This is a genomic window from Okibacterium endophyticum (genome assembly GCF_054780075.1).
Genome location: NZ_BAAGXA010000005.1, coordinates 46684 through 70373 on the forward strand (window position 1 = coordinate 46684; position 23690 = coordinate 70373).

Here is a 23690-nt window from a genome sequence, read left to right on the forward strand (position 1 = left end):
ATGCCATCCGGGCCCACGCGGGCTCCATCGTGGCGGAGCCCGCTTGCCATCGGGCCTCATCGAGCCCGTCAGGCCCACCCGATGGCGGCTAGCCCCCTGTGGAGAGGCCGACCGCTGACTGTCGCGGTGTCACCCCCGGGCCGGCGCACCGGTAAACTGGTCGTTCCATCACCCGCCTCGACCGAGAGACCCGGATGGCGCTGCTACTGCTCACGTTCCTTCTGCTCTCTCTCGGCGCGCCTGCTCTCACGGCCTGGCTTTCAACGCGGGTCTTCTACGCGCTCGCACTGCTGCCGGCCTTCGCATTCGGCTATACGCTGACACAGGGAGCGAGTGTGATGGCAGCCGAGGCCGTCACCGAGTCGGTCCCCTGGGTGCCGCAGCTCGGCATCGCCCTGTCGTTCAGAGTGGATGCCCTCAGCTGGGTGCTCGCCCTCGTCGTCACCGGCATCGGGGCGCTTGTGCTGGTCTACTGCGCTCGCTACTTCTCTGCTGACGAGCCCAGCCTCGGGCGCTTCGCGGGTCTGATGCTCGCCTTCGCCGGAACGATGTACGGCCTCGTGACCGCAGACAACATCTATGTGCTTTTCGTGTTCTGGGAGATCACGAGTGTTCTCTCGTATCTGCTGATCGGGCATTACACCGGAAGGAAAGAGAGCAGGGGGGCGGCGCTCCAGGCGCTTCTGGTCACCACCTTCGGCGGCCTCGCGATGCTGGTGGGCATCGTTGTGATCTCGGGCCTGACCGAGAGCACGTCGATTCACGATATCGTCGAGGCGTCCGCAGACGGCCCTCTCGCCACCCTGGCGATCGTTCTCATCCTGGTCGGCGCACTCTCGAAATCGGCGATCGTCCCGTTCCATTTCTGGCTGCCGGCCGCCATGGCCGCACCCACCCCCGTGAGCGCATACCTGCACGCTGCGGCGATGGTGAAGGCCGGCGTGTATCTGGTGGCACGCCTCGCCCCCGGATACGCCGAGACGCCGGGGTGGATGCCCCTCGTCGTCGGGCTCGGGGTCTTGGCGATGCTCGTCGGCGGCTGGCGTGCCATGCGTCAGTACGATCTGAAGCTGCTGCTCGCATACGGAACCGTCAGCCAGCTGGGCTTCCTGATGGTCGTCGTCGGCTTCGGCACGCCGGATGCTGCGCTCGCCGGTGTGGCGCTGCTCATCGCACACGCGCTCTACAAGGCGACGCTGTTCCTTGTGGTCGGCATCATCGACCATCGCGCGGGCACCAGGGACTGGCGCCAGCTCTCGGGCGTCGGGCGTCGCGCGCCCGGTCTGGCGACTCTCGCGATCATCGCAGCGGCTTCGATGGCGGGCCTGCCGCCCCTTCTCGGTTTCTCGTCGAAGGAGAGCGTCTTCACGGCGCTGATCGACGCGGCGGTCGCCGGGAGCGGCTGGGGCTGGCTCGCGATCATCGGCGCGGCGATCGGGTCGGCGATGACCGTCGCATACAGCGCGAGATTCATCTGGGGCGCCTTCGCCACGCGTCGTGATGCCGAGCCCACACCGCTGCGGTCGGAGGGGACCGGGATCCTCGTCGCCCCGGCGGCACTGACCCTCGGCACCGTCGTCTTCGGGATTGCCATCGCCTGGCTCGATCCGCTGATCGCTCCCTATGCCGAAAGCCTGCCGGGGGAGCTGACCGCTCACCTCGCACTCTGGCACGGATTCGAACCGGCGCTGGCCGTGTCGGCTGCCGTTGTGACCGTTGGGCTTCTGCTCTTCTGGCGGCGCCTGTGGGTGGCCCGCGTGCAGGACGCGGTGCCGCCGCTCATCGAGAGCTCTCACGGCTATTGGGCCATCATGCGCTTCACAGACGGACTCGCGGCGCGTGTCACGATCTTCGCGCAGCGCGGAGGTCTTCCCAAGTACCTCGCCACGATCCTCGTCGTGTTCGTTCTTACGCTCGGCATGGCGGCGGCGGTCAATCGCACCTGGCCGGACAGCATCCGGTTGTGGGACTACCCCTCGCAGGTCTTCATCGCGGCGGTCATGGCCGTCGCGGCCGTCGCCGCTGCATCTGCGGGGCAGCGGATGACAGCGGTTCTGCTCGTCGGTGTGACCGGCTTCGGCCTGGTCACCCTGTTCGCGCTGCACGGCGCCCCGGACCTCGCCATCACGCAGGCGCTCGTCGAACTGGCCACGATCGTCGCATTCGTGCTTGTTCTTCGCCGGCTGCCGAACAAGATCGCGCAGCACAACAAACCGGTGAAGCCCGTTGGCCGCGCGCTCGTCGGCATCGCGGTCGGTGCCGTGATGGCGACAATCGCGGTGATCGCGCTCGGGGCGCGGCAGCACGAGAGCATCTCCTCGGAGCTCCCGAGGCTGGCGACAGAGGCGCACGGTGCGAACATCGTCAACGTGATGCTCGTCGACATCCGCGCGTGGGACACCATGGGGGAGATCTCAGTGCTCGTGGTGATGGCGACGGGAATCGCGAGCCTGATCTTCGTGACCGGTCGTGTGGCATCCGTCGACCGCCTCAAGGGCGCACGTCGCAAGCGCCGCCGCCGACAGCGCGGCCACGTCTTCTCAGACGCCGTCATCTCTGACGCCCACTCGTCGTCGAGTCGTCAGTCCTGGCTGATCGCCGGTGAGACGATTTCGCCGCACCACCGATCGGTAATTCTCGAGGTCGTCGTCAGGCTGATCTTCCACCCCGCGATAGTGGTGTCGGTGTTTCTGCTCTTCGTCGGCCACAACGCGCCCGGCGGGGGTTTCGCGGGAGGACTCGTTGCCGGTCTCGCGCTGGTGTTCCGCTACCTGGCAGGCGGCAGGCATGAGCTCGTGGAAGCCGTGCCGATCGATCCGGGCAAGGTGCTCGGCTCCGGCCTGATCCTCTCTGTCGGAATGGCGATCGTGTCGCTCTTCTTCGGCGGGCCGGCCCTCGAGTCCGCCTACGTCGAGGCAGACGTGCCGCTGCTCGGCCACATCTCGTTCGGCACGTCGACCATCTTCGACGTCGGTGTCTACCTGGTCGTCGTCGGGCTGACGCTCGACATTCTGCGCAGTCTCGGCGCAGAGATCGACCGCCAGCTCGACGAGGCGGATTTCGACCAGAGCAACCCTGAGAGCTCAAGCGACACCGACGAGCGGAGCGGGGCGATGCGATGAGCGCCTCACTCGCCCTGATCGTTGTGATGGCCGTTTTGTATGCAGCGGGCATCTACGTCATGCTCGAGCGCAGCCTCACGCGCGTGCTCATCGGGTTCCTGCTCGTCGGCAACGCGACGAACCTGCTCATCTTCATCATGAGCGGCCCGGACGGATCAGCGCCCATCGTGACCGGTTCCGATTCAGACGCCAACATGGTCGATCCCCTTCCGCAGGTGTTGATGCTCACGGCGATCGTGATCAACTTCGGGTTGAGCGCATTCCTGCTTGCGCTGATCTATCGTTCGTGGTGGCTCGCCCGCCTGGGCGACGAGGGAGATGTGCTTCCAGACGAACACCGCTCTGACACCGAGACATCCACTGAGGCGACGTTCAATTCCGTCGACATCGACGAAGAGGCGGTGCAGGACGTGCTCGACGCGAGCGACGAACATCCGTCAAGACCGCGCCAAGGGGGTAACCCTACGTGAACGCTATCGTCGCGCTCGTCGTGACCCTGCCGATGGTGGGGGCCGCCGCCGCACTGATGCTCGGCCGGCAGCGCCGCGCCCAGATCCTGGTCAGCACCGTGAGCCTCGCCGCCGTCGCCGTGCTCAGCATCGTGTTGCTCGTCGCAGTGGACGCCAACGGGCCGCTGGCGATGCATGTCGGCGGATGGGACGCACCGTTCGGCATCGTGCTCGTGGCAGACCGGCTGTCGGCGATCATGCTGGTGATCTCATCGCTGATGCTGCTGGGCGTGCTGGTCTTCGCCATCGGGCAGGGCCTGGCAGACGGCGATCGCGAGACACCTGTCTCGATATTCCACCCGACCTACCTCATTCTCGCGGCCGGGGTGTTCGACGCGTTCGTCGCCGGCGACCTGTTCAACCTGTATGTCGCGTTCGAGATGCTGCTCGCGGCGAGTTATGTGCTGCTGACCCTCGCAGGCACGGGTGCTCGTATTCGCGCCGGCGTGACCTACATCATCGTGAGCCTGATGTCGTCGTTGCTGTTCCTCAGCGCCATAGCGCTGATCTATGGGGCGACCGGAACGGTGACGATAGCCGAGATAGCGGAGCGTGCGCGGGAGCTGCCCGGCGACATCCAACTCATCCTCTGCCTCGCGCTCCTGATGGGCTTTTTCGTGAAGGCAGCCGTGTTCCCCCTCTCGTTCTGGCTTCCGGACTCGTATCCGACCGCGCCGGCGCCCGTGACCGCTGTGTTCGCCGGATTGCTGACGAAAGTCGGTGTCTATGCGATCATCCGCACAGACACGGTGATCTTCACAGACGTCGACATCGACAACCTGCTGATGGTGATCGCGCTCCTCACCCTGGTGATCGGCATCTTCGGAGCACTCGCACAGGCCGACATCAAACGTCTGCTCTCGTTCACCCTGGTCAGTCACATCGGATACATGATCTTCGGCATCTCGGTCGGCAATCAGCTGGGTCTCACCGCAACGATCTACTACATCGTTCACCACATCGCCGTTCAGACGGCCCTGTTCCTCGCCGTCGGCCTCATCGAGCGGATCGGGGGCACAACGTCGATCAGCAGGCTCGGGGGCATGCTCAAAGAGTCGCCGCTCGTCGCGGTTCTGTTCTTCGTCGGGGCGATCAACCTCGGCGGCATCCCGCCGTTCTCGGGCTTTCTCGGCAAGGTCGGACTGTTCGAAGCCGGGGTCGCGGCGGGGACTCCCCTTGCATACGTCCTGATCGCGGCCGGCGCGCTGACGTCACTGCTCACGCTGTATGCTCTCGCACGAGTCTGGAACATGGCGTTCTGGCGTGACAACACAGAGGTGGCCGACTACCAATCACCACTGCTCGCGAGTCTCAGCGAGAGCCCTGACGACTCGGGCACAACGAAGGTCAAAGAGATCTCGCGCCTGATGGTCGGGGCGACGACGGGACTCATCGCCCTCACCGTTATGCTCACCGTTTTCGCCGGACCCCTCTTCGATCTCGCCGCCCGGGCGGCGGGCGATGTCGAGAAGCACTCCACCTATGTCAACATCGTCTACGGGGATGAGGAATGAGCCCTGTCACCGAACGCCGGGCGACGAGCATCTGGAGCAGGCTCGTCCTCACCGTTGGACTCGTTCTGCTCTGGTCCCTGCTCTGGGGCGATTTCTCGCTGCTGACGATCCTTACGGGAATCGTGCTGGCCGTCGTCGTCGCTGCCGTGTTCTTTCTTCCGGCGATCGACTGGAGCGGGCGGGTCAATCCCTGGTACGTCGTCGTCTACTTCTCACGGCTGCTCGTCGACATCGTCCTGGCATCGATAGAGGTCGCGTGGCTTGTGCTGAAGCCGAGGTATGAGCCGAGCAACGCGATCCTCGCGGTCGCCCTGCACACACGCTCTGACCTCATCATGACCTGGACCGCCGGTTCTGTGTCGATAGTGCCAGGGTCCATCGTGGTCGACATCGACCGTGAGGAATCCGTGCTCTACGTGCACGCGCTCAACGTGACCGGCGCTGACGATCTCGAGGGTGTGAGGTCGAAGATCCTCGGAACCGAGTCAAGGCTCGCTCACGCGGTCGGCTCAGCCCAAGACGTCGAGCGCGTTCGGCAGGGCAGAGAAGCGAGGCTCGACGTGCGGAGCGAGCGACACGACGACACGGAGGCCGGCTGATGCTCGTTATCCTCTTCATAGCCGGTGTGCTTTTCACCGTGGCGGCCGCGGCGGCGACCTATCGGATCGTGCGGGGCCCGAGCCTTCTCGACCGGGTGGTCGCGAGCGACGTGCTTGTGGTGACGGTGATGTGCGTAGTCGGGGCCGAGATGGCCATCAACCGCCACACCGACACACTGCCGATCATGCTTGTGCTCGCGCTGTTCGCCATCGTCAGCTCAGTCGCCGCAGCACGATTCATGTCGAAGCAGGACGACGCATGACTCCCGACGACGCACACAACTACGTCACAGCCGTCCTGATCCTGGTGGCCGCGATCATGTGCCTCGCGGCCGGGGTCGGGCTCCTGCGATTCCCAGACGTGCTCTCGCGGCTGCACGCCGGCACGAAGCCTCAGATCTTCGGCCTGATCGTCATCTGCGCCGATATCGCCTTCTCGAGCCCAGACCTCGCCACGGTCACGGTCATCGTGGCCGTGTTGCTCTTCCAGTCGCTCACAGCGCCCCTCTCGGCGCACATGGTGGGACGGGCCGCCTATCGCACCGACCATGTGAGACGAGACCTCCTGATCAGGGACGACCTCGCGGATCGTGTGCACCGCGCAGACAGCGAATCCTTCGGGGGCGAGTCCTCCTCTGAGAGCGGGTCCGCCGGCGGTGAGTCCTCCTCTCAGAGCGGCTCCTCCGAGAAGTGACTCGCAGAAGGTCAGAGGTCTGACCTGACGCGTTCGCCCGCCGCCCAGACGCCGATCACCCGAAGGTCGCTCCCGAGCAGCACGGCGTCTGCGGCGCAGCCAGGTGCGAGCATACCGAGGTCTGACCGGCCGACAGCCCGCGCCGGGGTCTCCGTCACGGCAGTCACCGCCGTCACCATATCGACGCCGCAGCTCTGAACGGCGTGGCGGAGCGCGGTGTCGAGGGTCATGGTCGACCCGGCGATGCTGCCTCCGTGCGTCAACCTGGCGACGCCGTGAGAGACCGTCACCGGGAGCGATCCGAGGAGATACTCGCCGTCCGGAGCACCCGTCGCAGCCATGGAATCCGAGACCATCGCCACACGACCGGGGCTGGCGGCGAACACCATGCCGACCACGTGCGGATGCACGTGCACACCGTCGTTGACGATCTCGAGGGTGACCCCGTCGCTCGCCATCGCCGCCACAACCGGTCCAGGGGCACGGTGGTGAATTCCGTTCATACCGTTGAAGGCATGGGTCAGGATGCTCGCGCCCGCGTCGAAGGCGGCGCGGGCCTGCTCGTCGTTCGCATCCGTGTGGCCGACGGCCACCCTCACCCCCTGTTCGGTGAAACGCTCGACCGCACGCAGCCCGCCATCGAGCTCAGGAGCGAGGGTGATCTGCGTGATCGCCCCGCGGCCGGCATCGAGAAGCCTGCCGATGGCGTGGTCATCGGGCGGCATAAGATGCTCGGGGTCATGGGCGCCCCTGTGAGCCGGGCTCAGGAAGGGGCCTTCCAGATGGGCGCCGAGAACTGTGGGATCGCTCGACGAGCGGTCGGCGATGACGGCGAGCCGGGAGCAGAGGTCGTCCAGGGAACCTGTGACCAGCGAGAGCACGGACCTGGTTGTTCCGCGCTCTCGATGAACCGCAAGAGCCCGATCGAGGGTCTCCGGTCCGGAGGGGCCGTCGTCATACGAGACGCCACCGCCCCCGTGGCCGTGTATGTCGACAAATCCAGGGACCAGCCAGTCTCCCGCCGCATCGACGATCGTCGTACCGGAGCACAACAGGCCGTTGTCGTGCCAGCCGTTCCCGGTGCCGACCTCGCCGACCCGGTCTCGCTCGAAGAGCACCCAGGCGTCGTCGACGATGCGTCTGTGAGACACGAGCCTGGCGGAATGTATCAGCGTGCGCGGGGGGCTCATGCTGCGAGTCAACCACATCGCCGACGCGTGCCGCCCTGTTCCGTGCATGGCGGCATCCGCTGTTATGCTTGCCTTGTCGCAACTGGCGTATAGACGGGCTCCCTCACGGGAACCCGCCTCAGATGGTCACCATCGGGGAGCGACCCTGCACCTTTACATGGGGCGGACTCGGCCGCACGCCTGGGCCGATACGGATCGATCGACACGGATGTCCGCCGCTGACACCAAAGGAGCCAGGATGACCGACACGTTCAACGCACCCCTCGCCGAAGTCGACCCAGACATCGCCGCCGTGCTCGAGCAGGAGCTCGGGCGCCAGCGCGAGTATCTCGAGATGATCGCGAGCGAGAACTTCGTGCCCGTCTCTGTTCTGCAGTCGCAGGGATCGGTGCTCACCAACAAGTACGCCGAGGGCTACCCCGGCCGTCGCTACTACGGCGGCTGCGAATACGTCGACGTCGCCGAGAGCCTCGCCATCGAACGGGCCAAGAGCCTGTTCGGCGCGAAGTTCGCGAACGTGCAGCCGCACTCGGGTGCGTCTGCGAACGCCGCGGTACTGTCCGCGATCGCCTCGCCTGGTGACACCATCCTCGGGCTCGAGCTCGCCCACGGCGGTCACCTGACGCACGGCATGAAGCTGAACTTCTCTGGCAAGCTCTACAACGTCGCCGCATACGGCGTCGACCCCGAGACGTTCCGCATCGACATGAACGTGGTGCGCGAGAAGGCGATCGAGCACAAACCGAAGGTCATCATCGCCGGCTGGTCTGCGTACCCGCGTCAGCTCGACTTCCAGGCTTTCCGCGACATCGCAGACGAGGTGGGCGCAACGCTCTGGGTCGACATGGCTCATTTCGCCGGTCTCGTCGCCGCCGGTCTGCACCCGTCGCCCGTGCCGTTCGCAGACGTGGTGTCGTCCACAGTGCACAAGACCATCGGGGGCCCGCGCTCGGGTTTCATCCTGACGAACGATGCAGACATCGCGAAGAAGATCAACTCGAATGTCTTCCCCGGCCAGCAGGGCGGCCCGCTGATGCACGTCATCGCCGCGAAGGCCACGGCGTTCCTGCTCGCGGCGAGCGACGACTTCGCCGATCGCCAGCAGCGCACCCTGTCTGGCGCGCGCATCCTCGCCGACCGTCTCACCTCAGACGACTCGAGGGCAGCCGGCGTCGATGTGCTCACCGGGGGAACGGACGTGCACCTCGTGCTGGCCGACCTTCGCACGTCGCCGCTCGACGGCAAGCAGGCTGAAGACGCGCTTCATGAAGTCAAGATCACGGTCAACCGCAACTCCGTTCCCTTCGACCCCCGCCCGCCGATGGTGACATCCGGCCTGCGGATCGGCACCCCCGCACTCGCGACCCGCGGATTCGGGGATGCCGAGTTCACAGAGGTCGCAGACGTCGTCGCGCTGGCACTGCGCCCCGGAGCGGACCTGGGTGCGCTGCGCGAGCGGGTGGCCTCGCTCACCGAGGCGTTCCCGCTCTATCCGGGCCTGCAGCAGTAGCGCGCACGGTCGGCAGCCTCGCCGACCACCCTCTATGTGGCCTTTCCGGACGCACGTGGCCGGTGGAACCGGCACATGCGTCCGGAAAGGCCACATCGAGGCAGCTGAGACACAAGCACACAAAGCACACGACAGCGACTAACACAGACGGAGGTTTTTGTGACGGCGACGAAATTGGATGGCCTCGCTGCGGCATCCGCCATCAAAGAAGAGCTGGCCACGCGGGTCGCCGATCTGCGTTCGCGCGGCATCACACCCGGGCTCGGCACGCTGCTGGTCGGCGACAATCCGGCGTCACGAAGCTACGTCACCGGAAAACATCGCGATTGCGGCGAGGTCGGTGTCGAGTCGATCGCCGTCGAACTGCCCTCCGACGCCACGGAAGCCGATGTTATGAGCGCCATCCGCGACCTCAACAATGCGCCAGAGGTGACCGGTTACATCGTGCAGCTGCCGCTTCCCGACGGCATGAACGAGAACGCCGCGCTCGAGGCGATCGACCCGGACAAAGACGCAGACGGCCTGCACCCGACAAACCTCGGCAGGCTCGTTCTCGGTGTGTCCGGCGACCTCGACTCACCACTGCCGTGCACACCGGCAGGGGTCATCGAGTTGCTCCGTCGGAACGACGTGCCGATCGCGGGCACGAACGTCACGGTCATCGGCCGCGGCATCACCGTCGGTCGCCCGCTCGGCCTGCTGCTCACCCGCAAGGGCATCGACGCGACGGTCACACTGACCCACTCGCGCACCCCCGACATCGCCGCGGAGGTCGCCCGGGCAGACATCGTGATCGCGGCCGTCGGCGTTCCGCACCTCGTCAAACCGGAGTGGGTCAAGCCGGGGGCGGCAGTGATGGATGTCGGGGTGACCCGAGTGGGCACCACGGACAGCGGAAGGGCGAAGCTGTCAGGCGACGTCGATCCCGGGGTGGCAGAGGTGGCGGGCTGGCTCTCGCCGAACCCGGGCGGAGTCGGGCCCATGACGCGTGCAATGCTCGTTGCGAACGTGGTCGAGGCTGCCGAGCGTCGCTGAGGGCGATGTGTCCGTTCCGTTGTAGTCTGCAGAGATGACGAGCACCGAGAGCTCTCCCGCCAGGTCGTTCTTCGGGCAGCCGAAATCCCTGGCCACCGTTTTCGGTGTGGAGATGTGGGAACGGTTCTCGTTCTACGGCATGCAGGGCATCCTGCTGCTGTACCTCTACTACACGGCCGCAGAGGGTGGTCTCGGGCTTCCGGAATCCGTCGCCGCCGGGATCGTCGGCGCCTACGGCGGTGCCGTCTATCTCGCGACGATCCTGGGCGCGTGGGTCGCGGACCGCCTGCTCGGCAGCGAGCGCACCCTGTTCTACAGCGCGGTTGTGATCGTGTGCGGCCACGTCGCCCTGTCGCTGCTGCCCGGCGGTGCCGGTGTGCTCGTCGGCCTGGTGCTCGTGGCAGCGGGCAGCGGTGGCGTGAAGGCGAACGCGACATCCGTTGTCGGCACGTTGTACGGACCCGAGGACGCCCGCAGGGACGCCGGCTTCTCTCTGTTCTATCTCGGGATCAACCTCGGTGCGTTCCTGGGGCCGATCCTGACGGGTCTGCTGCAGACCAACCTGGGCTTCCACTACGGTTTCGGGCTCGCAGCCGTCGGCATGGCCATCGGGCTCGTGCAGTACTCGTTCGGAAGAAAGAAACTGCCCGCAAACGCGAGTCATGTGCCCAATCCACTGCCCGCGAAGAAGCGGATGCCGGTGATCGGCATCGCCGTCATCTCGATAGTTCTCATCGTCATCTGTGTGTTCACCGGCCTGATCACCGCCGAGAACATCGCCGCAGTCGTCATCGGGGTCATCCTCGTGGCCTCGGTCTCGTACTTCGTTGTGATCGTGAGCAGCCGCCGTGTGAACGCCGTGGAACGCAAACGGGTGTTCGGGTTCATCCCGCTCTTCATCGCGAGCGTCGCCTTCTGGTCGCTCTACCAGCAGCAGTTCACAGTCATCACGATCTATTCGGACACACAGCTGAACCGTGACCTGTTCGGATGGGAGATGCCGGTCAGCTGGGTGCAGTCGATCAACCCGATCTTCATCATCGTGCTCTCGGGGGTGTTCGCGGCCGTGTGGACCAAGCTCGGCCGACGCCAGCCGTCCACGCCGATAAAATTCGCACTCGGCACTGCGGGCATGGGGCTGGCTTTCCTCGCATTCCTGCCGACGTCGGGAGGAGGCGAGAACAGCACACCGCTTCTCGTGCTGGTCGGAATCCTGTTCCTTTTCACCGTCTCGGAGCTCCTGCTCTCACCCGTCGGCCTGTCGGTGTCGACGAAGCTCGCCCCTGAGGCATTCCGAACCCAGATGGTCGCGCTGTTCTTTCTCTCGGTCGCGCTCGGCAGCGCGATCTCGGGTCAGCTGGCGGAACTGTACAGCCTGGTGCCTGAGGCGATGTACTTCGGGGTGCTCGGTGTGATCGCCATCGGACTCGGCCTCACGTTGTTCGTGGCACGCAAACCGGTGCTTGCACTGATGAGCGGGGTTCGCTGACCCCGCTCCCGACGGGCTTACGATACGCGAGAGGCACCGGCGGCAGCGTGCACGGTGAACAGGCCTGGAGCGGTGAACCCGTGTGCGCTGAACGCCCGCACCACCGCGCGCCGCACCGAGTCGAGGTCAGCCGAACGCACGAGAGCGATGGCCGAACCGCCGAAGCCGCCCCCGGTCATCCTGGCACCGACAGCACCGGCTTCAAGAGCCGTCTGCACGGCAACATCGAGTTCCGGTGCAGAGATCTCGAAATCGTCGCGCATGGAGGTGTGTGACGCGACCAGCAGGTCGCCGACAGCCGCCGGGCCCTCTGTGCGCAGGGTGCGCACCGTGTCGAGGACCCGCTGGTTCTCTGTGACGACGTGCCGCACACGACGGAACGTCTCATCGTCGAGCTCTCGCTGTGCCGAGTCGAGGTCGTCGATCGCGACATCACGAAGCGCGTCGACGCCGAGCGCAGCGGCACCCCGCTCGCACGACGCGCGCCTGGCCGCGTAACCCCCCGTCGCATGGGCGTGGGAGACACGGGTGTCGATGACGAGGAGTTCGAGGCGGTGAGCCGAGAAGCTCAGCGGGATCACCTCGGAATCAAGCGATCGGCAGTCGAGAAAAACAGCTGAGTCTCGCTCGCCGAGCAGGCTCGCCGACTGATCCATGATGCCCGTCGGAGCCCCGACGGCCACGTTCTCGGCGAGCCGGCCCACCCGGGCGAGCTGACCGAGATCGAGGTCGAGCTGCCAGACGTCGCGAAGAGCGATAGCCGTCGCCGACTCGATCGCCGCAGACGACGAGAGACCGGCGCCGACGGGAACCTCCGAATGGATGAACCCGTCGAACCCGGTCATGCGGGCGAGATCGGCGCCGTGCTCGCCGAGCGCCCAGACGACTCCGAGCGGATACGCGGACCAGCCCGAGATCGCATCCGGACCCAGGTCGTCGAGGCTGATCTCGATCGTCTCGTCTGTGAACGACGATGCGATGCGCACCACGCGATCGGCGCGCGGTGCGAGTGCGACCACCGTGTCGCGGTCGATGGCGAACGGCAGCACGAATCCGTTGTTGTAATCGGTGTGCTCGCCGACGAGGTTCACCCGGCCGGGCGCACGCCAGATTCCCGTATGACCGCGGCCGAAACGCTCGGCGAATCCGACGGAGACCGCATCGACGAGCGCGCTCGTCATACGGGGTTCTCCCTGTCGGCTCGTGCGATGGCGTCTCGCATCCGCTCGGCGGTCTGCTCGGGGGCAACGTCGCCGACCCATGCGCCCATGGCCGCCTCCGATCCGGCGAGGTACTTGAGCTTGTCTTCAGCACGCCTCGGAGAGGTGAGCTGCAGCATCAGCCTCACGTCATCGCGCCCGACGGAGACAGGCGCCTGATGCCAGGCCGCGATATAGGGGGTCTGTGTGGTGTACAACGCGTCAACTCCGCGCAGCAGTCGCAGATAGAGCACAGCGAGCTCGTCGCGCTCCGCATCGTCGAGGGCTGCGAAATCGGGCACGTGGCGATGGGGGAGCAGATGGACCTCAACCGGCCACCTGGCGGCGAACGGAACGAACGCGGTGAAATGGCGGCCGGAGAGCACAACACGCCCGCCCTGCCGCTCGCTCGAGAGGATGTCGGCGAAGAGCGAGGGCCCGTATGACGAGACGGATGCCAGGAGCTGCTTCGTTCGCGGTGTCACGTAGGGGTATGAATAGATCTGGCCGTGGGGGTGATGCAGCGTCACACCGATCTCGACGCCGCGGTTCTCGAACGGGAACACCTGCTCTATGCCCGGCAGTGTGCTCAGCGCGGCCGTTCGATGGGCCCACGCCTCGACCACTGTGCGTGCACGTGAGGCGCTGAGGGTGCTGAAGGAGCCCTCGGTGTGCGGGCTGAAGCAGACCACCTCGCAGCGTCCGACCGAGGTGCGGCTGCGCCCGACACCGATCTCGGCGAGATCGTCGAGACCGTGCGGAGCATTGTCGTCGACGAGGAGTGGCCCGAATGACGGAGACCTGTTCTCGAAGACCGCGACGTCGTAGTCGCTCGGCACCTCTGAGGGGTTCGTGGGGGACTGCGGGGCGAGCGGGTCGAGGTTCGCGGGCGGGAGCATCACCCGATCCTGGCGCGCGGCGGCGATGGACACCCATTCCCCGGTGAGGGGGTCCTGCCGCATCGTCGCTGTGACCGGCCGTGCCGGCAAGGCTCTGGCGTCAGGCGAACGCGCCGGATCCAGCTGCGTATCGGCGTCGTCGAAATAGATCAGCTCACGGCCGTCGGAAAGGGTGTGCTCACGCACGGTGATGGTGCTCATCGGTTCCGTCCTGATGGGGTGCGCACAAGATCCTACGGCGCGGGTGTTCGATTGACAAATAAACGAAAGTTAACGAAACCCCGTGCCAGACGACACGGCGCTGCCGGCGCTCATCCGTCGTGTGACGGATGTGCCTCGGCACACGATCGACGAGGCTGGACAGATGAACGACACAACAGCACCCCGCATCAGAGGTGTCGCGAGTGCCCACCAGCGTGGGCTGAGCCGGATCGTCGCGGTGGGACTTGCCGTGACGATGATGCTCACCGGCTGTGCACAGAGCGGCCCCGCGCCTCGTTCCTCTCCGGTCGGGTTGCCCGACACCTCCGTCGGGGAACAGGCCGCCTGGGTGATCGACACGCTCAATTCCGACGAGGAGCCTCGGCAACACGACATCGAGGCACACCTCGCGTCGGTGATGTTCGACGACGTCACGCCGCAGGAGTACCTGGCCGTGTTCGAACAGCTCTGGTCGCAGAGGCCGTGGACCCCGACAGCCGTCGATGCCGTGGAAGACCACGCGTTGGTCACCATCGAGAGCACGTCAGGCGACGCGGTCGAGCTTGAGGTCTCGGTCGATGCGGACGATCTCATCAACGGCCTGTTCTTTCGCCCCGGTGCTGATGATCGCACTCCGGCAGCGGACTGGGACGAGCTCGAGAAGAACGCCGCTGACCTCGGCCTGACGATGCTCGTGACATCCGTCGACGGCGAGGGCGAGATCACCGAAGACGCCACGATCGACATCGACTCCGGCGAGGTGAGGCCGCTGGGCTCGATCTTCAAGCTCTATGTGCTCGGCGCCGTCGTCGATGCCGTCGCCGCAGGGCTCCTGGCCTGGAACGATCTGCTCACGGTCACCGATGACCTCAGGAGCCTGCCCAGCGGCGAGCTCCAGGATGCACCGTCCGGCACAGAGGTCACCGTGCGCGAAGCCGCCGAGAAGATGATCGCGATCAGCGACAACACGGCCACCGACATGCTGATGGCCGCGGTCGGGCGCGACGCCGTCGAACAGGCGATGGCCGAGATGGGCCACAGCGATCCGAGCCTCAACACACCGTTCCTCACCACACGCGAGCTGTTCCACCTCGGGTGGGCAGACGACGCATCGGCCGAGCAGTGGGGCGAGGCAGACACGGCTGAACGAACCGAGATGCTCCAGACGGTTCCCGCGACAGAACTCGACGTCGCCGCAGAAGACCTCGTCGATCCTGTGTGGATGCACGGTCTGGACTGGTTCGCCACCGGGAACGACATCGCATCCGCTCACCTCGCCCTGCAGCGACGGGCCGAGACGGATGCGGGGGAGCCGATCCGCGGCATCCTCTCTGCGAACAACGGCCTCGCACTGGAGACCGGCGACGACGCGGACTGGGCGTATGTCGCTTTTAAAGGCGGCAGCTCGATCGGTGTGCTCGCGGGCTCGTGGTACGCCGAGAGGGCGGACGGAGAACGGTTCGTGATCACCGTGCAGGCGGCAGATGACGACCCTCATGGCATCAACACCGGGGAGGTGCTCGCCCAGGCTGAGGATGCGTTCTCGCTTCTCGTGCGGTGATCCGAAGCGCGCACCCGACAGGTGCGGCGACTCAGGCGATATGCTCGCGGAGGAACAGCGACACAGAGCATCACACACAGAGAGCATCACAACGAGGGGCACCCATGACACAGGCCACCGGCGAGCAGTTCGACCTGGTTCTCGAGACATCGACCGGCCGGATCGCGGCGACGGTCACCGAGGTGGGTGCAGGAATCCGTCGTCTCGCCATCGACGGAGTCGACCTCGTGCCGCCGTACGACGCCACAACACAGCGCCCCTTCGCCAGCGGGATCGTCTTCGTGCCCTGGCCGAACCGGGTCCGCGACGGCCGCTGGACGCTCGACGGCGAGCCGCAGCAGCTCGACATCACCGAGGTCGACAAGAACAACGCCATCCACGGGCTGTTGCGCTTCACCTCGTTCAGGCCCTCTGAGCGCACCGAGTCGAAGGTTCTGCTCGGAGCCAGGGTGAACCCGCAGCACGGATACCCGTTCGCTCTCGAAACGAGTGTGTGCTACGAACTCGTCGACGCCGGGCTCGAGATCACCCACAGGGTGACGAACATGTCGGATGCCCCGGCGCCCGTGGCCATCGGAGCCCACCCGTTCTTCACCATCGGCGACGTCGAGCCGCAGGATCTCACGGTCACCCTCAACTGCACCACCCACTTCTCGGTCGACGAGCGGCTGCTGCCGGCGGGGGAGCACACCGTGGATGACACGGAGTTCGACCTGCGCGGCGGGCGAGTGCTCAGTGAGCTCAGCCTGGACGACGGTTTCGGCGGCGCCGTGATGCGGGACGGCATCTCTGAGCACCATCTCGCGGCTGCAGACGGACGCACGCTCACCATCTGGGGCGACGACAATTTCCCGTATTGGCAGGTCTTCACCACGGAGAGGTACCCCGGGCAGGCGAAAGCGGTGGCCATCGAGCCGATGAGCGCTCCGGCCGATGCGTTCAATTCTGGCCGGGACCTGCACTGGCTGGCTCCGAATGAAACGTGGCAGGCGAGCTGGGGAGTGCGAGCGGACGGTTTCGCCCGGGTCTGACCGGTGGTGTGTCGCTTCCGTTCGCGGTGTCGCCTTGGACGGCATCCCGGAATCATCGTAGGGTTGCCGCATGAGCAACAATAATGTTCCCACCTGGCCGGCCCGCGCGGGAATCGGCGGATTCGTCGTCTGGATCGGCGTTGTGATCGGCGTCGTCGCGCTCGGAGGGTTCGTGTACACGCTTGTGACCTCGGTGCTCTGACCGGTTGCACCTGGTCGAGCCCGGCCCGGCCATCCCGTCGCGCGCGCCTGCATGTGCGGTGCGCTACTCGACATAGGATGGCGCGCCACAAACGGTGTAGCGCTGGGCGTGTGAGATATGGCCTTCACCACCACCTCATCAACCGTCGGCAAGCTCCTTCAGCTCATCGATCGAACCGTCGAAGACGTTTATGTCGATGTAGTGCTCGTCACCGTCGTAGCCATCCAGGCGATCGCGGTTCGAGTACTGCCAGATCGTCCAGTCCCGGCCGTCTGGCAGCCGGGGCGGAAACACGACAGACCTGATCCAGATGGGATTGTCCGCATAGGCGTCACGCAGATACCGTTCGTATGCCTCCGGCGTCGCATAGATGATCGCCGGAACACCGTAGTGGTCCTCGAGCTCTTCGAGGAGTGGGTCGAGGATGCCTCGCACCAGCTTCTGCGTCGGCGGATCCTCGAAGAAGCCACCATAGAATTCCAGGTCAACGACGACGGGGAGCGAGCCGGCGGCATCCGGAACCGTGTCGATGACGTTCTGCGCCTGGGTGAGCCCTTCGCTCTCGAAGCTCATAAAGTGATAGGCGCCGACGAGCAGGTCGGTTGACCGGGCATTCTCCCAGTTCTCGGCGAACCGGGGATCCTGATACCCCGAACCCTCTGTCGATTTGATGAAGGCGAACTCGATGTCCTCGTCGGCCAGGGTGCGCCAGTCGATGTCTCCCTGATAGGCGGACACGTCCACACCGGTGACGGGGTATGAACTCGCGAAGAGCCGATTCGGCCACAGGACCCCCGTGGCGATGAGGATGGCGCACACGCCCAGCACGAGGACTGCCGCCATGCCGGCGATGCCCACACGCATCCAGGTTCGCTTTTTCTCGCCTGCGCGTACTCTGCCCACCGAACAACAGTCTCATACCCGCGTGTGTGCTCACCGATGAGGGGTCGAGGGGCGAACGGCACCATCAGCGGATGCCGGTGTCTCACTCAGATCGAATCGGCATTGTGTTCGAAGGGCCGGATTGACTTTATCGAACATGAGTTCGATCATTAAGGCATGAACCCCCGCCCGGCCCTCTCACCTGCGGAGCACTCCGTCGAGGAGATCCGTGCCGCAGGCGTGATGCGGGGCGCCGAAGAGCAGGTGGCCGAGCTGCAGGCGCGCATTCGAGGGATGCAACGCACCCGCATAGACTCACACGGGCTGCCGACGCTGCCCGTTGTGGCTGAGCTGCTCGGCGGCGAGCTCAGGGCCGGTGTCACCTACTCGGTGTCCGGGTCGACCACTCTGGCGATGGCGATGCTCGCCGCACCGAGCCGGGCGGGATTATGGTGCGGTGTCGTCGGGATACCCGCCTTCGGTGTTGAAGCGGCGGCACGGTGGGGGATCGGTCTCGAACGACTGGTGCTGGTCCCCGACCCGGCAGCGCAGTGGCTGCAGGTCACGGCGGCGATGGCCGACGTGATGACACTGGTGCTCACCCGCCCGCCGGCGGGGGTGGCCCCGGCGGAAGTGGCGAGACTCGCCTCCCGCCTCAGGCAGCGAGGAGCCACGATGATCGCCCTCGGCGACTGGCCGCAGAGCGAAGCCAGACTCACCGTCTCTGAGAACCGCTGGCACGGCATCGGCGCAGGCGCGAGCGCAGGTCACGGTCACCTCACCTCGCGGCAGGTCTCGGTCACCGTCGAGGGCCGCAGCGCGACCGGGCGCCCCAGGACCACACGACTGTGGCTGCCAGACACCCGTTATGAGCTCGCGGCAGAAACCGTTCACAGCCTTCGGGCCGCAGGGCTGGCGGTGGTGTTATGAAGAATCCGACCCGCACCATGCTCATCTGGTGCCCGGACTGGCCGGTTGCCGCTGCGTCCCAGGCCGCCGCGCTGCCCCCTGACACTCCGCTCGCCCTCATCGACCACGGCGAGGTCTTCGCCTGCACCGCCACGGCTCGACATGAGGGCGTGCGGCAAGGCCTGCGCGTGCGAGAGGCGCAGTCGCGATGCCCCTCGCTTGTGGTGCAGCACTATGATCCGGGGCTCGACCATCGTGCATTCGAACCGGTCATCACCCTCATCGAGAGCCTCGTTCCCGGTGTGCAACTGCTGCGACCAGGCAGCTGCCTGGTCAGGGCCAGAGGGCCTGCCAGATATTACGGCGGTGAATCCGCGGCCGCGCAGGTCGTGATCGACGCGCTCGGCGGCGAAGGAGTCACGGACGTGCGCATCGGCATCGCAGACGGTCCGTTCGCGGCAGAGCATGCGGCCAGACGGGGGAACACACCGGCGGATGCCATCGGCATCGTCCCTGCGGGGGAATCACCTGCCTTTCTCGCCCCGATGCCCGTCGGCACACTCGGCAGGCCTGAGCTCACCACGCTGCTGCGCCGCCTCGGCATTCACACCCTGGGCGATTTCGCCGCGCTCGATGCCGCGCAGGTGCGTGACCGGTTCGGCCCGGACGGTGCCCGTGCGCATCGCCTTGCCTCGGGGCTCGATCCGAGTGATGTGGTTCCGCGCACTCCTCCGGTCGACCTCGACGCCGTCGCCGAGTTCGAACCGCCCCTCGACAGGGTCGACCAGATCGCCTTCGCCTTCCGCACCGCTGCCGAACGCTTCACCGAGGCACTCGCCGCAGCCGGTCTCGTCGCGACGGCGATCACCGTCGCGATCGTCTCGGAGCGTGGGCCTGGTGTGCAGCGCACCTGGCAGCATCCGCGATGGTTCACTGCGAACGACGTGCTCGATCGGGTGCGCTGGCAACTGCAGGGTGCGAGCTCGGCAGACAGCGGACTCACGGGTGCCATCACACGGGTGGTGGTGTCGCCAGAAGCCGTCGACGCGGCGGGCAACCACGAGACGGGGCTGTGGGGCGGTGGCGCAGACGAAAGGATCCACCATGGCCTGACCCGTGTGCAGAGCATGGTGGGCCATAACGGTGTGCTCACCGCGATGATGTCAGGCGGGCGGATGCTCGCCGACCGCACAGTGCGGGTGCCATGGGGAGACGTGCCATCCGGCGGCGCAGACTCCCTCCGCCGTTCTGCCGGGAAGCCCTGGCCCGGCCACCTGCCGGGGCCACCCCCGTCAACGGTGTTCGACACACCGCGTCCGGTGACCGTGCAGGGGGCAGACGGAACCGATGTCGATGTCGACGAACGCGGAACACTGCACGGGCGCCCGGAGCGTTTCGCTTTCGGCGAGGTGCCGACGCCTGAGCTGAGCGCTGTGGCGGCATGGGCCGGGCCGTGGGCGGTGACAGAACGGTGGTGGGATGCCTCCGGTCGCCGTCTGCATCGGTTTCAGCTGATCGATGCCAGGGGGTTCGCCTGGCTGCTTGTGCTGGAGGACCACAGATGGTTTGCGGAGGGGTTCTATGACTGAGCACACCGCGGCCCCAGAGGGCGCGCAAGAGGTGGTGAACGAGAGTGGGCTGGCATAATCCTCCGGTTCCCTGGTCGGAGTTCGAACAGAGACTCTCGGATCGCTCGCGCCCTGAGTCGCATCCTGTCGGCTCGGACGGCGGAGACAGCCCGGCATGGTCGCGCAAACGCAACGGGTATCTGCCATCGGAAGACACCGGCGAGCCGCAGTCGGCCGAAGAGTGCGTGCCCTATGCCGAGTTGCACGCACACTCGAACTTCAGCTTTCTCGACGGTGCCTCCGGGCCGGAGGAACTCATCGAAGAAGCAGCGAGACTGCGCCTTCACGGCCTCGCGCTCACCGATCACAACGGTTTGTACGGCATTGTGCGAATGGCGGAGGCGGCTGAGGTGCACCCGAACGTCAAGACGATTTTCGGCGCAGAGCTGTCGATCGGCCTGACCAAGCCGCAGAACGGTGAACCGGACCCAGAGGGCACCCACCTTCTTGTCCTCGCCAAGGGGGAACCGGGGTACCACCGGCTGGCACGCGCCATCACGTCGGCCCAGCTGAATCCGCAGGCAGAGAAAGGCCGACCGGTCTATGATCTCGCTGAACTCGCCACGGCGGCAGAGGGCAGCTGGCTGGTTCTCACCGGATGCCGCAAGGGCGCCGTGCGCCAGGCGCTCGTCTCCGAGGGTGCAGCGGGCGCGCGGCGTGAGACCGAGAACCTGGTACGGCTCTTCGGGCACGAGAACGTGCTCGTCGAGCTCTTCGATCACGGCAACCCGGGCGACAGCGCCTGGAACGACGACCTGGCCGAGATCGCCGCATCGCTCCGGCTGCCCGTCGTCGCCACGAACGCCGTGCACTATGCGAGTCCGGCGAAGCATCCGCTTGCCACAGCGCTCGCCGCGGTGAGGGCCAGGCGAAGCCTCGACGACCTCGACGGGTGGCTGCCGGCATCCGGTGCCGCCCATCTGCGCAGCGGTGCCGAGATGGCCGCGCGGTTCGCCAGGTATCCCGGTGCGGTCGCCCGGACGGTGGAGATCGCCGATCGGATCGCCTTCCGGCTGCGGAGTGTGAAGCCCGGCCTGCCGAAGCAAGAGGTGCCTGAGGGCCACACGCAGATGACCTGGCTGCGCGAACTGGTCTGGCGGGGCGCAGAGAAGCTGTACCCGAACGCGGATCGCAGTGTGCGCGATCGCATCGAACGCGAGCTCGACGTGATCGAGCAGAAGGATTTTCCCGGGTATTTTCTGATCGTCTATGACATCGTGTGCTTCGCGCGCGAGCGGGGAATCCTCTGCCAGGGGCGAGGGTCCGCCGCCAATTCGGCTGTCTGTTATCTGCTCGAGATCACGGCAGTCGATTCCATCGCGTTCGGCCTGCCGTTCGAGCGGTTTCTCTCGAGCATGCGCGAAGAGGAGCCAGACATCGACGTCGATTTCGATTCGGATCGCCGTGAAGAGGTGATCCAGTACGTCTACCGAAAATACGGCAGGTTCAATGCGGCGCAGGTGGCGAACGTCATCACCTATCGCCCCAAATTCGCTGTGCGCGACATGGCCAAGGCGCTCGGCTTCAGCGGTGGGCAACAGGATGCCTGGTCGAAGCAGGTCGAGAGATGGGGTGCGCTCACGGCGAGCGATGACCACGATATTCCCGAACCGGTCGTCGACCTGGCGCAGCAGGTGCTGAGGTTTCCCCGGCATCTCGGCATCCACTCCGGTGGCATGGTGCTCACCGATCGCCCCGTCGGCGAGGTCTGCCCGGTCGAGCACGCCCGGATGGACGGCCGAACGGTGCTGCAGTGGGACAAAGACGACTGCGCCTGGATGGGACTGGTCAAGTTCGACCTGCTCGGACTCGGGATGCTCGCCGCCCTGCAGTACGCCTTCGACCTCGCCGAAGAGCACTGCGGTGAGCGCTGGGACCTGCAGACGATGCCCAAAGAGGAGCAGGCGGTCTACGACCAGCTCTGCCGGGCAGACACGATAGGGGTGTTCCAGGTCGAATCCCGTGCGCAGATGGGTATGCTTCCCCGGTTGAAACCGCGTCGGTTCTACGACCTGGTGATCGAGATCGCTCTCGTTCGCCCCGGACCCATCCAGGGCGGGGCCGTGCACCCCTACATCCGTCGCAAGATGGGCGACGAACCGGTGACCTACCTGCACCCCTCGCTCGAGCCCGTGCTCGAACGAACGCTCGGTGTTCCGCTGTTCCAGGAACAGCTGATGCAGATGGCCATGGCCGTCGGTGGGTGCACGGCAGACGACGCAGACCAGTTGCGTCGCGCGATGGGCTCGAAGCGCGGTGAGGAGCGCATCGACTCGCTTCGAGACACGCTGTATGCGGGAATGGCAGACAACGGCATCACCGGGGACGACGCCGATTCGATCTACGGCAAGATCCTGGCCTTCGCGAACTTCGGATTCGCCGAGAGCCATTCGATCAGCTTCGCACTGCTCGTCTACGCCAGCGCGTGGATGCGTCTGCACTACCCCGCGGTTTTTCTCGCCGCGCTGCTGCGTGCCCAGCCGATGGGCTTCTATTCGCCGCAGACCCTGGTGGCGGATGCCGCGAGGCACGGTGTCGAGACCCGTCCCCCCGACATCCTCCGCTCCGGTGTCGAGGCGGGACTCGAGGTGCTCGGGCCGCCCACCGACGTTTTCACCTCTTCCGGACGTTTTCACCCGGCAACACAGGTGAAAACGTCCGACACGGGTGAAAACGTCGCTGAGAACACACCAGCTGCGTGGGCCACAGGGCGGGGATCCTGCATCGAGGGCAAACAGCCGCCGGTCGCCGAGCAATTCGACAGCGATGCACCAGACGAATCGGGTGAGCACCGACGGGACGGCCACTACGCGGTTCGGCTCGGCCTGGCCGGAATCACCTCCATCGGTGTCAAAAAAGCCGAGCAGATCGTGGAGGAGCGGCAACGACATGGCGATTACCGCGACATGCGCGACCTCGCCCATCGTGTGGGGCTGAGCGCGGCGCAGCTCGAAGCGCTCGCCACTGCCGGTGCTTTCGAGGCATTCGGGCAGTCACGGCGTGAGGCGTTGTGGCACGCCGCCCAGGCCGCCCAGGAGCGACCAGACCAGCTCAGCGGAACCCACATCACCGTCCAGCCGCCGCTGTTCGCCATGCTCACCCCAGAGGAACAGGTGGTGTCAGATCTCTGGGCGACGGGGATCAGCCCGGGGGACCACCCCCTCAGGCATGTGCGCGGTGTTCTCGCAGCCGACGGCATCCTGAGCGCTGAGCAGCTGCGACACGCTGAATCGGGGCGCCGCATTCGGATCGGGGGAGTCGTGACCCATCGGCAGCGGCCCGCGACCGCGAGCGGCATCACCTTTCTCAACCTCGAAGACGAGACGGGGCTGGTGAACGTGGTCTGCAGCGTCGGGGTGTGGGGACGCTATCGGCGCACGGCCAGGGAGGCGCCGGCGATGATCGTCAGGGGGATTCTCGAGCGATCCCCAGAGGGCATCGTCAACGTCATCGCCGACCGGCTCGAACCGCTTGCATTACGGGCACGGACGACATCCCGTGACTTTCACTGACCAT

Annotated in this window: 19 protein-coding genes and 1 riboswitch; of the genes, 15 read left to right on the top strand and 4 right to left on the bottom strand. The window is 66.0% G+C overall.

Features of this window, described 5'->3' with window-relative positions; translation table 11 throughout:
- Nucleotides 1–194: 194 nt before the first annotated feature.
- Genes ACYVF5_RS04400 through mnhG form a run of 6 tightly spaced genes read left to right on the top strand, consistent with a single transcriptional unit; the run spans nt 195 to nt 6438 of the window.
- On the top strand, nt 195–3122 hold the full coding sequence (locus ACYVF5_RS04400; protein WP_460943739.1) for a Na+/H+ antiporter subunit A: 2928 nt from the start codon (nt 195–197) through the stop codon (nt 3120–3122).
- A complete protein-coding gene (locus ACYVF5_RS04405) occupies nt 3119–3592 on the top strand; it encodes a sodium:proton antiporter (RefSeq protein ID WP_460943741.1) in 474 nt (157 codons plus the stop codon). Before ACYVF5_RS04400 ends, ACYVF5_RS04405 begins: the two co-directional genes overlap by 4 nt.
- Entirely contained in the window at nt 3589–5145 is a 1557-nt protein-coding gene (locus ACYVF5_RS04410; RefSeq protein WP_460943743.1) for a Na+/H+ antiporter subunit D, read from the top strand. The genes ACYVF5_RS04405 and ACYVF5_RS04410 overlap by 4 nt, the downstream gene beginning before the upstream one ends.
- On the top strand, nt 5142–5744 hold the full coding sequence (locus tag ACYVF5_RS04415) for a Na+/H+ antiporter subunit E (RefSeq protein WP_460943745.1): 603 nt from the start codon (nt 5142–5144) through the stop codon (nt 5742–5744). Before ACYVF5_RS04410 ends, ACYVF5_RS04415 begins: the two co-directional genes overlap by 4 nt.
- The gene (locus tag ACYVF5_RS04420) at nt 5744–6007 is read left to right on the top strand and encodes a monovalent cation/H+ antiporter complex subunit F (protein ID WP_460943747.1); all 264 of its coding nucleotides are present in this window, start codon (nt 5744–5746) and stop codon (nt 6005–6007) included. The genes ACYVF5_RS04415 and ACYVF5_RS04420 overlap by 1 nt, the downstream gene beginning before the upstream one ends.
- Nucleotides 6004–6438, top strand: a complete 435-nt coding sequence (gene mnhG, locus ACYVF5_RS04425; RefSeq protein WP_460943749.1) for a monovalent cation/H(+) antiporter subunit G — start codon at nt 6004–6006, stop codon at nt 6436–6438. Before ACYVF5_RS04420 ends, mnhG begins: the two co-directional genes overlap by 4 nt.
- Nucleotides 6439–6449: 11 nt before the next feature.
- On the opposite strand, the gene nagA is transcribed toward mnhG, so the two are convergent.
- The gene (gene nagA / locus ACYVF5_RS04430; protein WP_460943751.1) at nt 6450–7628 is read right to left on the bottom strand and encodes an N-acetylglucosamine-6-phosphate deacetylase; all 1179 of its coding nucleotides are present in this window, start codon (nt 7626–7628) and stop codon (nt 6450–6452) included.
- A 68-nt stretch (nt 7629–7696) separates the two neighbouring features.
- A riboswitch (ZMP/ZTP riboswitch) is annotated at nt 7697–7821 on the top strand.
- A 45-nt stretch (nt 7822–7866) separates the two neighbouring features.
- Between nagA and glyA the strand changes: the two genes are divergently transcribed.
- From glyA to ACYVF5_RS04445, 3 genes are all read left to right on the top strand, one after another.
- The gene (gene glyA / locus ACYVF5_RS04435; protein WP_460943753.1) at nt 7867–9138 is read left to right on the top strand and encodes a serine hydroxymethyltransferase; all 1272 of its coding nucleotides are present in this window, start codon (nt 7867–7869) and stop codon (nt 9136–9138) included.
- 159 nt (nt 9139–9297) lie between these two features.
- Nucleotides 9298–10173, top strand: a complete 876-nt coding sequence (locus tag ACYVF5_RS04440) for a bifunctional methylenetetrahydrofolate dehydrogenase/methenyltetrahydrofolate cyclohydrolase (RefSeq protein WP_460943755.1) — start codon at nt 9298–9300, stop codon at nt 10171–10173.
- A 34-nt stretch (nt 10174–10207) separates the two neighbouring features.
- Nucleotides 10208–11662: a peptide MFS transporter gene (locus ACYVF5_RS04445; protein WP_460943757.1), complete on the top strand. Its 1455-nt coding sequence runs from the start codon at nt 10208–10210 to the stop codon at nt 11660–11662.
- Nucleotides 11663–11679: 17 nt separating this feature from the next.
- Here ACYVF5_RS04445 and galK read toward each other — a convergent pair whose 3' ends face one another.
- Both galK and galT read right to left on the bottom strand, forming a co-directional pair.
- Nucleotides 11680–12843 (bottom strand): galactokinase, encoded by a 1164-nt coding sequence (galK, locus tag ACYVF5_RS04450; RefSeq protein WP_460943760.1) that lies wholly within the window; start codon nt 12841–12843, stop codon nt 11680–11682.
- Nucleotides 12840–13961 (bottom strand): galactose-1-phosphate uridylyltransferase, encoded by a 1122-nt coding sequence (gene galT, locus ACYVF5_RS04455; RefSeq protein ID WP_460943762.1) that lies wholly within the window; start codon nt 13959–13961, stop codon nt 12840–12842. The genes galK and galT overlap by 4 nt, the downstream gene beginning before the upstream one ends.
- A gap of 82 nt (nt 13962–14043) precedes the next feature.
- Here galT and ACYVF5_RS04460 point away from each other — a divergent pair, with 82 nt between their 5' ends.
- From ACYVF5_RS04460 to ACYVF5_RS04470, 3 genes are all read left to right on the top strand, one after another.
- Nucleotides 14044–15522 (top strand): Cpe/LpqF family protein, encoded by a 1479-nt coding sequence (locus tag ACYVF5_RS04460; protein ID WP_460943764.1) that lies wholly within the window; start codon nt 14044–14046, stop codon nt 15520–15522.
- 104 nt (nt 15523–15626) lie between these two features.
- Nucleotides 15627–16553 carry an aldose 1-epimerase family protein gene (locus tag ACYVF5_RS04465; RefSeq protein WP_460943766.1) on the top strand — a complete coding sequence of 309 codons (927 nt, stop codon included), beginning with the start codon at nt 15627–15629 and terminating at the stop codon, nt 16551–16553.
- 70 nt (nt 16554–16623) lie between these two features.
- The gene (locus ACYVF5_RS04470) at nt 16624–16755 is read left to right on the top strand and encodes a hypothetical protein (RefSeq protein WP_460943768.1); all 132 of its coding nucleotides are present in this window, start codon (nt 16624–16626) and stop codon (nt 16753–16755) included.
- A 138-nt stretch (nt 16756–16893) separates the two neighbouring features.
- On the opposite strand, the gene ACYVF5_RS04475 is transcribed toward ACYVF5_RS04470, so the two are convergent.
- Nucleotides 16894–17658 (bottom strand): GH25 family lysozyme, encoded by a 765-nt coding sequence (locus ACYVF5_RS04475; protein WP_460943770.1) that lies wholly within the window; start codon nt 17656–17658, stop codon nt 16894–16896.
- 156 nt (nt 17659–17814) lie between these two features.
- On the opposite strand from ACYVF5_RS04475, the gene ACYVF5_RS04480 reads away from it, so the two are divergent.
- From ACYVF5_RS04480 to ACYVF5_RS04490, 3 genes are read left to right on the top strand one after another with little or no spacing between them, the layout of a single operon-like run.
- The gene (locus tag ACYVF5_RS04480; RefSeq protein WP_460943772.1) at nt 17815–18567 is read left to right on the top strand and encodes a hypothetical protein; all 753 of its coding nucleotides are present in this window, start codon (nt 17815–17817) and stop codon (nt 18565–18567) included.
- Nucleotides 18564–20135 carry a DNA polymerase Y family protein gene (locus ACYVF5_RS04485; protein ID WP_460943774.1) on the top strand — a complete coding sequence of 524 codons (1572 nt, stop codon included), beginning with the start codon at nt 18564–18566 and terminating at the stop codon, nt 20133–20135. Before ACYVF5_RS04480 ends, ACYVF5_RS04485 begins: the two co-directional genes overlap by 4 nt.
- Before the next feature lie 44 nt (nt 20136–20179).
- The gene (locus tag ACYVF5_RS04490; RefSeq protein ID WP_460943776.1) at nt 20180–23686 is read left to right on the top strand and encodes an error-prone DNA polymerase; all 3507 of its coding nucleotides are present in this window, start codon (nt 20180–20182) and stop codon (nt 23684–23686) included.
- The last annotated feature ends 4 nt before the right edge of the window (nt 23687–23690 follow it).

Bases quoted from the DNA above. Each gene is read 5' to 3' on its own strand.
- galT (WP_460943762.1), bottom strand. From the start codon at position 13,961: ATGAGCACCATCACCGTGCGTGAGCACACCCTTTCCGACGGCCGTGAG.
- mnhG (WP_460943749.1), top strand. From the start codon at position 6,004: ATGACTCCCGACGACGCACACAACTACGTCACAGCCGTCCTGATCCTG.
- ACYVF5_RS04400 (WP_460943739.1), top strand. From the start codon at position 195: ATGGCGCTGCTACTGCTCACGTTCCTTCTGCTCTCTCTCGGCGCGCCT.
- galK (WP_460943760.1), bottom strand. From the start codon at position 12,843: ATGACGAGCGCGCTCGTCGATGCGGTCTCCGTCGGATTCGCCGAGCGT.
- ACYVF5_RS04405 (WP_460943741.1), top strand. From the start codon at position 3,119: ATGAGCGCCTCACTCGCCCTGATCGTTGTGATGGCCGTTTTGTATGCA.
- glyA (WP_460943753.1), top strand. From the start codon at position 7,867: ATGACCGACACGTTCAACGCACCCCTCGCCGAAGTCGACCCAGACATC.
- ACYVF5_RS04470 (WP_460943768.1), top strand. From the start codon at position 16,624: ATGAGCAACAATAATGTTCCCACCTGGCCGGCCCGCGCGGGAATCGGC.
- ACYVF5_RS04485 (WP_460943774.1), top strand. From the start codon at position 18,564: ATGAAGAATCCGACCCGCACCATGCTCATCTGGTGCCCGGACTGGCCG.
- ACYVF5_RS04465 (WP_460943766.1), top strand. From the start codon at position 15,627: ATGACACAGGCCACCGGCGAGCAGTTCGACCTGGTTCTCGAGACATCG.
- ACYVF5_RS04445 (WP_460943757.1), top strand. From the start codon at position 10,208: ATGACGAGCACCGAGAGCTCTCCCGCCAGGTCGTTCTTCGGGCAGCCG.
- ACYVF5_RS04415 (WP_460943745.1), top strand. From the start codon at position 5,142: ATGAGCCCTGTCACCGAACGCCGGGCGACGAGCATCTGGAGCAGGCTC.
- ACYVF5_RS04420 (WP_460943747.1), top strand. From the start codon at position 5,744: ATGCTCGTTATCCTCTTCATAGCCGGTGTGCTTTTCACCGTGGCGGCC.
- ACYVF5_RS04480 (WP_460943772.1), top strand. From the start codon at position 17,815: ATGAACCCCCGCCCGGCCCTCTCACCTGCGGAGCACTCCGTCGAGGAG.
- nagA (WP_460943751.1), bottom strand. From the start codon at position 7,628: ATGAGCCCCCCGCGCACGCTGATACATTCCGCCAGGCTCGTGTCTCAC.